Annotated in this window: 8 protein-coding genes; 4 read left to right on the top strand and 4 right to left on the bottom strand. The window is 59.7% G+C overall.

The window, feature by feature from the left end; all coding sequences use genetic code 11:
* Nucleotides 1-325 precede the first annotated feature (325 nt).
* From PT964_RS14930 to PT964_RS14915, 4 genes are all read right to left on the bottom strand, one after another.
* Nucleotides 326-1,441 carry an acyltransferase family protein gene (locus PT964_RS14930; RefSeq protein WP_274364162.1) on the bottom strand — a complete coding sequence of 372 codons (1,116 nt, stop codon included), beginning with the start codon at nucleotides 1,439-1,441 and terminating at the stop codon, nucleotides 326-328.
* A gap of 103 nt (nucleotides 1,442-1,544) precedes the next feature.
* Nucleotides 1,545-2,540, bottom strand: coding sequence for an electron transfer flavoprotein subunit alpha/FixB family protein (locus PT964_RS14925; protein ID WP_274364161.1), 996 nt, complete (start codon nucleotides 2,538-2,540; stop codon nucleotides 1,545-1,547).
* A gap of 37 nt (nucleotides 2,541-2,577) precedes the next feature.
* Nucleotides 2,578-3,363, bottom strand: a complete 786-nt coding sequence (locus PT964_RS14920; RefSeq protein WP_274364160.1) for an electron transfer flavoprotein subunit beta/FixA family protein — start codon at nucleotides 3,361-3,363, stop codon at nucleotides 2,578-2,580.
* A gap of 31 nt (nucleotides 3,364-3,394) precedes the next feature.
* Nucleotides 3,395-3,979 carry a TetR/AcrR family transcriptional regulator gene (locus PT964_RS14915; RefSeq protein ID WP_274364159.1) on the bottom strand — a complete coding sequence of 195 codons (585 nt, stop codon included), beginning with the start codon at nucleotides 3,977-3,979 and terminating at the stop codon, nucleotides 3,395-3,397.
* Between the two features lie 193 nt (nucleotides 3,980-4,172).
* Between PT964_RS14915 and PT964_RS14910 the strand changes: the two genes are divergently transcribed.
* From PT964_RS14910 to PT964_RS14895, 4 genes are all read left to right on the top strand, one after another.
* Nucleotides 4,173-6,389: a (Fe-S)-binding protein gene (locus PT964_RS14910; RefSeq protein ID WP_274364158.1), complete on the top strand. Its 2,217-nt coding sequence runs from the start codon at nucleotides 4,173-4,175 to the stop codon at nucleotides 6,387-6,389.
* Nucleotides 6,390-6,436: 47 nt separating this feature from the next.
* Nucleotides 6,437-8,773 (top strand): 3-hydroxyacyl-CoA dehydrogenase/enoyl-CoA hydratase family protein, encoded by a 2,337-nt coding sequence (locus PT964_RS14905; RefSeq protein ID WP_274364157.1) that lies wholly within the window; start codon nucleotides 6,437-6,439, stop codon nucleotides 8,771-8,773.
* 30 nt (nucleotides 8,774-8,803) lie between these two features.
* The gene (locus PT964_RS14900; RefSeq protein WP_274364228.1) at nucleotides 8,804-9,991 is read left to right on the top strand and encodes an acetyl-CoA C-acyltransferase; all 1,188 of its coding nucleotides are present in this window, start codon (nucleotides 8,804-8,806) and stop codon (nucleotides 9,989-9,991) included.
* 1,520 nt (nucleotides 9,992-11,511) lie between these two features.
* Entirely contained in the window at nucleotides 11,512-13,293 is a 1,782-nt protein-coding gene (locus PT964_RS14895) for an acyl-CoA dehydrogenase family protein (protein ID WP_274364156.1), read from the top strand.
* The last annotated feature ends 16 nt before the right edge of the window (nucleotides 13,294-13,309 follow it).

Raw genomic sequence — 13,309 nt, 5'->3', positions numbered from 1 at the left:
GTTATGGCTGTAGCTATGGTTACGTTTTGGTTATGGTAGTGGTAATAAATATGTGGTTACGGGTTTGGTTTAGTTATGTTCAAGTACGGCTACGATTATGGAAAGGAATGTTCATAAACGGTTATGCGTTTTCCATAAATCGGCCGAAATGATCGTTAACTCTCGAATTATGGAAAAAGTATGTTCATTAACGGCAGTTCGGAGAACCAATTCTGAACATTGTTTTGCCAAAGTCGAACCGGAGGGAGAATTTACCCAAAAGTTATGACCAAATCGCATCATAATATAGACATACTTCTTCCATAATATGATATGACTTCATCAATTACAGCACCCGATCGGCGTATGGAATTTTGCGGATCGCCCAAGAGGCGGCAAAGCATGCGACGACGCTAAGCGCGGCAACGATGATAAATTTCAGCGTCGGGTACAAAGGCAAGCCGACGAACGCAAGGCTGATCGCCACGATAATAACCGGATGAATGATGTAGGCGGTGAACGCGGTGTTGCTTAAGGTCTGTTTCAGCGGTGAAGTCGTATTGTGGCGTTCGGCGAACCGTTTTAGCAGGAAAAAAATGATCCCGAGTCCGACGAAAGGCTCCCACATCGCATACACGAACGCTTGCACGTTGATGCCGCCGGCAAATTCGAGATTGCCGTCCAGCGCGCCGGTAAGAATGAGTGCGGCCGGGAGAACGGGGAACGCGATGAGCGAAATGCGCGACCACGCGCGTACCGTCGCAGCGGGGATCCGCTCGAGCCATCCGCTGCGTTTGGCAACGATGCCTGCAATAAACAATACGATGTAAGACGGGAAGTAGCCGAGCTGCAGGCCAAGGAATTCGCTGCCCGTCGGATATGCGAGCCGGACGAGGAAGGCGGCAAGGCCAAGCGCAGCGGCGGTAATCCATATCGTGCGCATGCTTGGGAACGGTACCGGCTTCGCGGCGGCACGGCTGCGGGTCAGAGATCGCCAAATTACATATAATATAGCGAAGTAGAGCAGCGCCTCGACGAACCAGAGCGGGCCGAAGTGGAACGTTCGGAAGCTGAGCACCTCGTCCCGATAAAACTCCCCGAAAGACCGGTCTCCGCCGTGTCCCGCCAGGAAAGTCGTGAACGGGCCGAGCAGAAACATGAATGCGACGAGCGGAATGCCCAAGCGGATGAAACGGTCGGCTAGAAATTTGCCCGGGCTTTTGCGGTCGTACGAGCCGGGAGTAAAGTAGCCTGAGAGAAAGAAGAATAGACCCATGAAAAACGATTGGTTGACCGCGGTAAAGAGAGTGAGAAGCACGATAGAGACGGTCATTTGCGTTTTGTCTACGTCTTCGAAGTACCACGATCCCCCGGCTCCGTATGTAATCGAGGCGTGATGGACAATTACGAGCATCGTAAGGAATACGCGAAGATGATCGAGATAAAATAGTCTTTGTTTCATAGCAGCTGAGAGAGACCTCCGACGAAAGAAATGGTTGAACGGTACTAGAAAAGAATAAAGTACCTTGACGGATTGGACAAGGTACTTTTGGGAGAATGAAAATTTACTTCAGCTTGCGGAATTCCTCGGTCAACAGCGGGACGACCTCGAACAGGTCGCCGACGATGCCGTAATCGGCGATCTTAAAGATCGGCGCCTCGGGATCCTTGTTGATGGCGACGATGACGCGCGAGCTGCTCATGCCCGCGAGATGCTGGATTGCGCCTGAGATGCCGCAGGCGATGTAGAGCTCGGGCGTGACCGTTTTGCCGGTCTGGCCGATTTGCAGCGCGTAGTCGCAATAGCCCGCGTCGCATGCGCCTCGGGAGGCGCCGACCGCGCCGCCGAGCACGTCCGCGAGCTCCCGCAGCGGGGCGAAGCCTTCGGCGCTCTTGACGCCGCGCCCGCCGGAGACGACGATCTTCGCTTCGCTGAGATCGATGGTGCCGGACGTCTTGCGGACGACGTCCTTAATGACCGCGCGGAGGGAGGGGGCGGGCGCGTCGACGCGGACGACGTCCGCCGCCGCATCGCCCTCCGCCGGCAGCGGCGCCCGAATATTGTTCGGGCGCACGGTAACCACGAACGGCACGCCGTCCACGGCTCGCCGTTCGAGCGCCTTGCCCGCGTACAGCGGGCGCACGAACACGGGGCCGCCGTCCGGCGCGGCCCCCGGCTCGAGCGCGGTCACGTCGGTGACCGCGCCGCAGCCCAGCGCCGCCGCGAGCAGCGGCGCCAAATCACGGCCGACCGCCGTATGGCCGAGAAGGATCGCGGCCGTCTGCCCGGGCACGGCCGCGAGAATGCTCCGGAGGGCGCCGAGGTGCGCCTCCGGGGAATACGCCGACAGATGCGGGCTGTCGGCGACGTATATGCGCTGCGCGCCGTGCGCAGCGAGTTCCCCGGCGAGGCGTTCCACGCCGTCGCCGATCAGAGCGGCGGCTATGACGTCGCCGTCCGCGGCGAGCGACTGCGCGGCGCCGAGCGCTTCGAAGGATACTTGGCGGAGCGTGCCGTCCCGCGCCTCCGCGACGACCAGCCATGTTTTATTCGAACTCATGGGGAATCCCTCCGTTTCATCTTCGTCCTAGTCTTCGTTACAACACCCTCGCTTCCTCCCGCAGCAGCCGCGCCAGCTCGGCGGCTTGCGCCGCACCGTCCGCACCGCCGACGATGCGGCCGGCCGCCCGCGCCGGCGGCAGCGACACGCCGAGGCGCTGCGTTTTCGGCGCGACGTCCGCTTCCGTCAGACCGAGCTCCTCCAGCCGCAGCACCGTGAACGGCTTTTTCTTCGCCTTCATTATGCCGGGCAGCGACGGGTAGCGCGGCTCGTTCAAGCCTTGCTGCGCCGTAAACAGCGCCGGAAGCGGCAGCTCCACGATCTCGGCGTCGCCTTCCGCGTCGCGCGTTACCGTCGCTTTGCCGCCGGACACCGCGAGCGCCGTGACGGAGGCGGCATGCGGCAGGCCGAGCAGCCCTGCAAGCCGCACCGCCACTTGGCCCGCTCCGTTATCGACCGAAAAGTTGCCCCCCAGCACGATGTCCGGGCCTTCGCCGCGGTCGATCAACCCTTGTACGAACGCCGCAAGCACGCGCGACACGGCATACTCGTCGGCCGGGATGCGCTTGTCGTCAATGAGCGCCGCTTCGTCCGCGCCCATCGCGAGGGCGGTTCGCAGCGCTTCCCCGGCGCGGGTGGGCCCGACGGACACGACCGTCACCTTGCCGCCCGCCTCTTCCTTCAACCGGATCCCCTCCTCCACGGCGTATTCGTCGTATGGATTGATCACGAACTTTACCCCGTCCTCCGACACCGCGCCGTCTTGTAGGACGACCTTCTCCTCCGTATCGAACGTCTGCTTCACAAGCACCACAATGTTCATGGTCATCGCTCCTTCCTTCGCGAGTGATGGCTTACGCCTTAAGTCCCTGCAAAAAAAACGACACCGTCCCGTCAACCTGCGAGCTTAAGCTGATCTTTCGCCCGGAAATCAGCCATGACGTTACGACTTCATCCATGCCGCCGAACACGAGCAGCCGCGTCAGCTTCGGATCCAGGTCGGAACGAAACCGTCCCTGCTCTATCCCTCTGCGCAAAATATGTTCGATCAATACAATATATGGCTTGAAGCACGCTCCTATTTCTCGCCTGAGCTCCAAATCGCTTTGACGCAGCTCGATCTGCGTAACGTACGCGAAATTGACGTCCTTCTCCAGCTCGCCGAAGTGGATCTCGACGACCTTCCGCAAGCTTTCGGCTGCGTCGGCGTGTCCGTCGATGGTGGCGTGAAATTTGCCGACGAGCTCGCCCAGCTTTTCGCGGAACAATTCGATCAGGATGTCCTCCTTGCGCTTGAAGTACAAATAAATGGTGCCGTCCGCGACGCCGGCGGCCTTCGCAATGCGCGACACTTGGGTTTTGTGGAAGCCGTGCTCGGCAAACGTCTGCAAAGCGCCGGAAAGAATCGCGTAATATTTGTCGTTTTTCGGCCGTGTCACAATAATCCCCCCGGTACCACTATATGAATCGTGAATGAATACTCATTCATTTTTGATTTGCGTCATACGATTTTTTTAAGGGGATTAAGTGAATGGGGAAAAGGAGGGTCAAATAAAATAGCTGGTAAAAGGTTTTTGTAAGCGCTTCAAACCTTGTCCGCAAAGAAACGGTTTACGAAAGGAGACTCGCGCCATGACATGGTCAACGGTAAACCTGCTGCTGTTTCTGGCCGCAACGGGGGGAGGAGTTTATTGTTTTTGGCGGGTTGTGCGCCACCGGTATTTGTATTTGAAGCTGGGGCGGGCGCCGGGGGCCGAGCTGAAGGAAGCCGTGAAGGAGGCGCTCGGGCGCAGCCTCGCGGAGTTTTCCTCTCAAGTGTTCGGCCAAACAAAGCTTCTGAAGGACCGGCGCAGCGGCGTCATGCACGTTGTCATTTTTTACGGCTTCATTATTCTCCAGTTCGGCGCGATCGACATTATTGTCCGCGGCCTGTTCGGCGTTCATCTGCCGATCCCCGGGTACGCCGGATTCGAGCTGCTGCAGGAGGTTACCGTCGCATCCGTCCTTGTCGCGATCGGCTACGCCGCATACCGCCGGTACGGGGAAAAGCTGCAGCGGCTCAAACGCGGCTGGAAACCGAGCATTGTCGTTTGGTTCATCGTTTCGTTGATGCTGTCCGTTCTCTTGACCCTTGCTTTTGATCGTTTGCGGTCGGGCGAGGCGGCGGAGTGGGTATGGACGTCGCCGTTCTCGTCGGCGATCGCGGCGGCTTTCGGGGGAGTCGTTGTGGAGACGGCAACCGGTGTCTGGTACTACTTGTGCTGGTGGGCGCATTTGCTGATTTTGCTGTCGTTCGCCGTGTATGTGCCGCAGTCGAAGCATTTTCATATTATTACGGCTCCGATCAACCTATTGCTCCGCAGGACCGAACCCGTCGGGCGGCTTTCGAAGCTCGACCTGGAGGACGAAACCGCCGAAAGCTTCGGCGCGGGCAAAATCGAAGATTTCACGCAGAGGCAGCTGCTCGATTTGTACTCCTGCGTGGAGTGCGGCAGGTGCACGAACGTATGCCCCGCCTCGAGCACCGGCAAGCTGCTGTCCCCGATGCATATGATCGTTAAGCTGAGGGACCACCTCATTGAAAAAGGGTCCGCCGTCACCTCCAAGTCGCCTTGGGTACCTTCTTTCGGCGGAGGAGGCACGTTTGCTCATATGATGACGGACGGCTCCCCGGAACGATTTTCCTCCGCGATTACCGATATCGGCCCGACGATGAAGACGCAGAAGGCTTCGTGGATCGTTGCGGCGGACCGCAAACCGGAGGACATCGAGCTGATCGGGGAAGTGATGACGGAGGACGAAATATGGGCGTGCACCACGTGCCGCAACTGCGAAGACCAGTGTCCGGTCGGCAACGAGCACGTCGACAAAATCGTCGACATGCGCCGCCACCTCGTGCTTATGCAGGGAAGCTTGCCGCACGACGGACAGCGCGCAATGCAGAACATCGAGCGGCAGGGCAATCCGTGGGGCATTTCGCGCGGCGACCGGGCGAAGTGGGTCGAGGAGCTTTCCGGTGAAGGGGACCCGTTGCTGAAGGTTCCGACCGTGAAGGAAAATCCGGATTTCGAGGTACTGCTTTTCGTCGGCTCGATGGGCTCGTACGACAACCGGACGAAGAAGGTGACGCGGGCGCTGGTGCGGCTCATGAACGAGGCCGGCGTCAGCTTCGCGATTCTCGGCAACGAGGAGAAGGGCTCCGGCGATACGCCGCGGCGTATGGGGAACGAGCTGCTGTTTCAGGAGCTTGCCGCCGCGAACATTGCGTCGTTCGAGAAGTACGGCGTGCGCCGGATTGTGACGGCGTGCCCGCATACTTACAACACGCTTAAGAACGAATATCCGGAATTCGGCCTGGGGCCCGATGTAGAGGTGCTCCACCATACGGAGCTGCTGGCCGCGCTCGTCGCAGAGCGCCGGCTGAAGCCGCTGCATCAGGTGCGGGAGCGCATCGCTTACCACGACTCCTGCTATCTGGGTCGCTACAACGGCGTATACGATCAGCCGCGAAACGTGCTTCGTTCGATCCCCGGCGTGGAGCTTGCCGAGATGGAGCGCAGCCGCGAGAACGGCATGTGCTGCGGCGCCGGCGGCGGACGGATGTGGATGGAGGAGACGAGCGGCAAGCGCGTCAACCTCGCCCGCACGGAGCAGGCGCTTCTCGTCGAGCCGACGGTCATTGCGTCCGCCTGCCCGTACTGCCTGACGATGATGGAGGACGGAACGAAGCTTGTCGAGGCGGACGATCGGGTGAAGGCGCGGGATATCGCCGAGCTGCTGGAGCAGTCCGTGTTCGGTGTCGGTGGCGGGAGCGGCGGCTTTGGTGGCGGCGGCGGTTCGGTTCATTAATGCGGTTCCTTTTTTGCCCAGTTGATCATATAGGAGGTTGAATGCGCATGGCATTAACGATTCGAAAGGCGGCCGTCATCGGCTCCGGCGTCATGGGCTCGGGCATTGCGGCGCATCTGGCGAATGCGGGCATTCCGACGCTGATGCTCGACGTGAAGAAGGAATATGCCGTTACCGCCTTGGCGAAGCTTCAGAAAACGAATCCGGCGCCGCTGTACCGCGCGTCTTATGCGGGGCTCATTACGCCGGGCGAAATCGAGAGCGATTTGGAGAAGCTGTCCGAGGTCGACTGGATTATCGAGGTGGTGACCGAACGGCTCGACGTGAAGCGGAGCTTGTTCGAGCGCATCGAATCGGTGTGGCGGCCGGGGACGATCGTCAGCACGAATACGTCCGGCATTTCGGTGAATGGGATGGTCGCGGGTCGCAGCGAGGAGTTTCGGAAGCATTTTCTCGGGACTCACTTCTTTAACCCTCCCCGATATATGAAGCTGCTGGAAGTGATTCCGTGTTCGGCGACGGACCCTGGCGTGGCGGCTTTTATGAAGGAGTTTTGCGAGCGAAGATTGGGAAAAGGCGTCGTTGTCGCCAAAGATACGCCGAACTTTATCGCCAACCGGATCGGCACCTACGGGCTGCTTGTGACGCTGCGGCAGATGGAGGAGAAGGGCTATTCGGTGGAGGAGATCGATGCGGTCACCGGACCGGCGATGGGCCGGCCGAAGAGCGCGACGTTCCGGACGCTTGATTTGGTAGGGCTCGATACGTTCGTGCATGTGGCTGAAAATGTTCGCGACAACGTGACGGATGCGGCCGAGAAGGCAGTGTTCGAGACGCCGCCTGTTTTGAAGGAGCTGGTGAGCCGGGGGTGGCTGGGCGAGAAGTCGGGGCAAGGGTTTTATAAGAAGGTGAAGGGCGAGGGCGGCTCGGTCATTCAAGCGTTGCGGCTCGATACGCTTGAATATGAGGTGGGGGGCAAAGTTGGAGGTGCGTCGTTAGAGGCGTCCAAGGCGGCTAAGGGTGCGCGGGGGAAGCTGAAGGCGCTGCTCGGAGCGGGAGACCGCTACTCGGAGCTTGCGTGGAGCATCGTGGCGCCGGTGCTGGTGTATGCCGCCGAGAAGCTGGGCGAAATCGCCGATTCGATTGTCGATATCGACAATGCGATGAAATGGGGCTTCAATTGGGAGCTTGGGCCTTTCGAGACGTGGGATGCGATCGGCGTTAAGGGCTCGGTGGAGCGTATGAAGGCGGAGGGCCTTAGCGTGCCGGCGTGGGTTGAGGAGCGGCTGGCGGCTGGGAATGAGACGTTTTATAAGGCGGACGGGGGACGGACGCTGTATGCTTCCGGTTCCGGCTTTGCCGAGGTGGAGCGCTCGCCGCGGGCGGTGTCGCTTCGCGTATTGAAGTCCGATCCGGCGCGGGTCATTCGGTCCAATCCCGGCGCTTCCTTGATTGATATCGGCGACGATGTGGCATGCCTGGAGTTTCATTCGCCGAACAATGCGATCGGCGCGGATATTTTGACGATGATCACGCAGAGCGTCGAGGAGGTGCGACGCAATTGGCGCGGACTTGTTGTGGCGAACGAGGGGCGAAACTTCTGCGTCGGCGCGAATTTGATGCTGTTGCTGATGGAGGCGCAGGACGAGGAATGGGATGAGGTCGACCGGATTATTCGCGCATTCCAGGGTGCGATGATGGAGCTGAAGCGGCTGGAGAAGCCTGTCGTGGCGGCGCCGCACCGGATGACGCTCGGCGGGGGCGTGGAGGCGTGCTTGCCGGCGGACGCTGTGTTGTTCTCGGCCGAGACGTACTTCGGGCTTGTCGAGACCGGCGTCGGGCTGATCCCGGCGGGCGGCGGCTGTAAGGAGATGGCGTTGCGCATTTCTTCCGAGGCGCTTTCGCCGGAGGACGATTTGCAGCCTGCGGTCAACAAGGCGTTCGAAACGATCGCGATGGCGAAGGTGACGACGAGCGGAGCGAACGCGCGCGACCTGGGCTATATGCGCGCGGGGGACCGGGTCGTCATGAACGACGACCATCGGGTGTACGAGGCGAAGAAGCTTGTGCTCGCCATGGATGAGGCCGGCTATTCGCTGCCGCCGGCGGAAAAGATTCGCGTAGTAGGCCGGGACGGCAAAGCGGTGCTTTTGATGGGCGCGTACACGATGCGTCGGGGCGGTTTTGTGAGCGATCATGATTTGCTGATTGCCGGAAAGCTTGCGCATGTGTTGTCCGGCGGGGATGTGCCGGCGGGCAGCCTCGTGAGCGAGCAGTATTTTCTCGATTTGGAGCGCGAGGCGTTCTTGAGCCTGTGCGGCGAGCCGAAAACGCAAGCGCGCATGCAGCATATGCTTGCCAAGGGCAAGCCGCTGCGCAACTAACGGGAGGTGGGGCGTATGGGTACTTCAGGTTTGCGGGAAGCGGTCATTGTGTCGATTGCCCGGACGGCGGTCGGAAGGGCGAAGAAGGGCTCGCTTGCTCAGACTCGGGCTGAAGATATGGGCCGCGTCGTGCTGAACGAGGTGATCGAGCGTGTTTCCGGCGTCCGGAAGGAGGACGTGGAGGATATCATGATTGGCTGCGCGATGCCGGAAGGAGAGCAGGGGCTGAACTTCGCGCGCATTATGTCGCTGTATGCCGGCTTTCCGACGTCGGTCCCGGCGCTGACAATCAACCGGTTTTGCTCGTCGGGCCTGCAGTCGATCGCTTTCGCCGCGGAGCGCATTATGCTGGGTGCGGCGGACGTGGTGATCGCAGGCGGCGTCGAGAGCATGAGCCATGTGCCGATGACGGGCTTTAAGCCGGCGCCTCATCCGGTTATAGCGGCGGAGATGCCGGAGGTATACATGAGCATGGGCCATACTGCGGAGGAGGTGGCGCGGCGGTTCGGGATTACGCGGGAGGACCAGGACCGGTTCGCGGCGGATTCGCACCGGAAGGCCGCTGCGGCCATCGCGGCAGGTCGGTTCCGCGAGGAAATCGTGCCGATGAACGTAAGGCTGGCCGCCATGGATGAAGACGGCGGGACGGTTCGCGAACGCGCCTTCGTGTTCGACACCGACGAGGGAGTCCGGCCGGATACGACGCCGGAGGTGCTCGCCGGGCTGCGTGCGGCGTTCTCGGCCGGCGGCACCGTCACGGCGGGCAACGCGTCGCAGACGAGCGACGGCGCGACGGCGGCGCTGCTCATGAGCCGCGAGCGTGCGGAGTCGCTTGGTCTTGCGCCGCTCGCCGCGTTCAAGTCGTTCGCGCTCGCCGGCGTCGACCCGGATATTATGGGCGTCGGCCCGGTGGAGGCGATCCCGAAGGCGCTGCGCATGGCGGGCGTCGCGAAGGAGGACGTCGACCTGTTCGAAATTAACGAGGCGTTCGCCGCGCAGTGCTTGCAGGTGGTGCGCGCGCTCGAGCTCGACGAGTCGAAGGTCAACGTGAACGGCGGCGCCATCGCGCTCGGCCACCCGCTCGGCTGCACCGGCACGAAGCTGACGGCCACGCTTGTGCACGAGCTTCGCCGCCGCGGCGGCGGCCTTGGCGTCGTGTCGATGTGCATCGGCGGAGGCATGGGCGCGGCCGGCGTGTTCGAGGTGTACGGCGGGTAATCGTACCTCGGGAAACACGTTTTTGTAGCGGATCAAAGTTCTGTTCGATGTGAGAGGGAAGCGGTCCACACTTCCAACGGAATACAGTTCCGTTGGGGGTGGCTAGATAGTTGTGGCGGCATAGTGCAGCGAATGAAGTTCCGTTGAAGGCAGGCAGTGTGTGGGATCGGAGAGTAACAACGGAATAGAGTTCCGTTGGAAGTAGCTGGTTACTTGGTGTGGCATAGTGCAGCGGAATAAAGTTCCGTTGGAGGCAGGCAGTATGTGGATCGGAGAGTAACAACGGAATAGAGTTCCGTTGGAAGTAGCTAGTTACTTGTTGTGGCATAGTGCAGCGGAATAAAGTTCCGTTGAAGGCAGGCAGTATGTGGATCAGAGATCTACAACGGAATAGAGTTCCGTTGGAAGTAACTAGTTACTTGGTGTGGCATAGTGCAGCGGAATAAAATTCCGTTGGAGGCAGGCGGTATATTGGTCGGAGGGAAAAACGCAATAATAGTTTACTCAATCCGAGTTAGATGGAGAAACTTCACTTGCTGTGACGGAAAGCGGGGCGAATCCCCGGAATAAGTGGAGAAACTCCACTTGCTATATCGGAAAGCGGGGCGACCACCCCGAACAAGTGGAGAATCCCCACTTGCCATGTCGGAAAGCGGGGCGAATCCCCGGAACAAGTGGAGAAACTCCACTTGCTGTGACGGAAAGCGGGGCGAATCCCCGGAATAAGAGGAGAAACTCCACTTGCTATATCGGAAAGCGGGGCGACCACCCCGAACAAGTGGAGAATCCCCACTTGCCATGTCGGAAAGCGGGGCGAATCCCCGGAACAAGTGGAGAAACTCCACTTGCTGTGACGGAAAGCGGGGCGAACCCCCGATACAAGTGGAGAAAGTCCACTTGCTGTGTCGGAAAGCGGGGCGAATCCCCCGGAACAAGTGGAGAAACTCCACTTGCTATATCGGAAAGCGGGGCGACCACCCCGAACACGTGGAGAAACTCCACTTGCGATATCGGAAAGCGGGGCGTCCAACCCGAAAAAGTGGAGAAACTACACTAGATCTATCGGAAAGCGTGGCGCCCACCCCTTACACGTGGAGAAACTCCACTTGCGATATCGGAAAGCGGGGCGTCCAACCCGAAAAAGTGGAGAAACTACACTAGATCTATCGGAAAGCGTGGCGCCCACCCCTTACACGTGGAGAAACTCCACTTGCTGTGTCGGAAAGCGGGGCGGATCTCTGAAGTAAGTGGAGAAACTCCACTTGCTGTGTCGGAAAGCGGGGCGGATCTCTGCAGTAAGTGGAGAAAATCCACTTGCAGTGTCAGTAAGCGGGGCGACTACCCCGAACAAGTGGAGAAAGTCCACTTGCCAGCTCGAAAAGCGGGGCGAACCCCCGGAACAAGTGGAGAAAATCCACTTGCTTTGTCGGAAAGCAGGGTGAACCCCTCGAACAAGTGGAGAAACTCCAATTGCCATGTCGGAAAGCCCACCCAACCCTAAATGCAAGGAGCGGATCCGAATGACCGTAACCAACAACCCAAACCAGAAAATCGTCGGAGGCAGCTTCGTCATCGACAACATAAGTCCGGAACAAGTTATGACGCCTGAAGACTTCAGCGAAGAGCAGCTCATGTTCGCGGAGACGACCCGCGGCTTCGTCGAGGCGGAAGTGCTCCCGCACGACGAGCGCATCGAGAAGCTCGACTACGAGCTTACCGTCGAGCTCATGCGCAAGGCCGGCGAGCTCGGCCTGCTGAGCGCCGACATACCGGAGCAGTACGGCGGCCTCGGCCTCGATAAGGTAAGCTCCACCATTATCAACGAAAACCTCTCGAAAGCGTCCTCCTTCGCGCTGTCCATCGGCGCGCACGTCGGCATCGGCACGCTGCCGATCGTCTTCTTCGGCACCGAGCAGCAGAAGCGCAAGTACTTGCCGAAGCTCGCGACCGGCGAGCTTATCGCCGCCTACTGCCTGACCGAGCCGGCCTCCGGCTCCGACGCGCTCGGCGCAAAGACGACCGCGAAGCTGAGCGAAGCCGGCACCGAATACGTCCTCAACGGCAGCAAAATTTTCATCACCAACGGCGGCTTCGCCGACATCTTCATCGTATACGCGAAAATCGACGGCACCGACTTCTCGGCCTTCATCGTCGAGCGCGGCACGCCGGGCTTCTCGATCGGCCCCGAAGAGAAGAAGATGGGCATCAAAGGCTCATCCACCGTGCCGCTCTTCTTCGAGGACGCGCGCATCCCGGCCGAGAACCTGCTCGGCGAACGAGGCAAAGGGCACCTGATCGCCTTCAACATTCTCAACATCGGCCGGTTCAAGCTCGGCGCAGGCTGCCTCGGCGGCGCCAAAGAATCGATCGCGCTCGCCGCAAGCTATGCCAACACCCGCACGCAGTTCGGCAAGCCGATCGCAAGCTTCCCGCTCATCGGCAAAAAGCTCGCCGACATGAACATCCGCACGTACGTGATGGAAAGCATGGTGTACCGCACCGCAGGACTGATCGACAACATTCTGAGGGACCTCGACTACAGCGCGCCGGACGCAGGCCTCCGATCGGCCAAAGGCATCGCCGAATACGCGCTCGAATGTTCGATCAACAAAGTGTTCGCCTCCGAAGGACTCGATTTCGTCGCCGATGAGGGCGTACAAATTCACGGCGGCTACGGCTACACGCAGGAATACAAAATCGAACGCGTCTACCGCGATTCCCGGATCAACCGCATTTTCGAGGGAACCAACGAAATTAACCGCCTCCTAATTCCCGGTACGCTGCTGAAGAAAGCGATGAAAGGCGAACTGCCGCTCTTGCAAAAAGCCCAACAATTCCAAAACGATCTCCTCTCGCTAGTCCCCGCCGCCCAATTCGAGAACACGCTCGAGCAAGAAACGCACCTCGTCTCCATGATGAAAAACATTTTCCTATTTACAGGCGGTCTCGCAGTGCAAAAATACGGCATGAACCTCGAGAAGGAGCAGGAGGCGCTCAGCAATTTGGCGGACATCATGATTCAAATGTACGCGGCGGAAAGCGCGCTGCTTCGGACGAAAAAGAGGCTCGCCAAAAAGGGATCGGAAAACGCCGTCCAAATGACGCAGGTGTTCGTCCAAGAAGCGTTCGAGCGCGCGGAGTCGCTGGCGAAGGAATCGCTAGCCGCCATGGCGGACGGCGATACATTAAGAACACAGCTGTCGATCCTGAAGAAGCTGACCCGTTATCAGCCGATCAACACGGTGGCTCTGAAGCGGGACATCGCGGCGCGGGTCATTCAAAGCAAAAAATACGTCGGTTAACGCTCACCGCAACATA

Origin of the sequence: Paenibacillus thermotolerans, from assembly GCF_028745515.1 — a bacterium.
GTDB classification, from domain to species: Bacteria; Bacillota; Bacilli; order Paenibacillales; family YIM-B00363; genus Paenibacillus_AE; species Paenibacillus_AE thermotolerans.
This window is presented reverse-complemented; position numbering and strand designations above follow the sequence as displayed.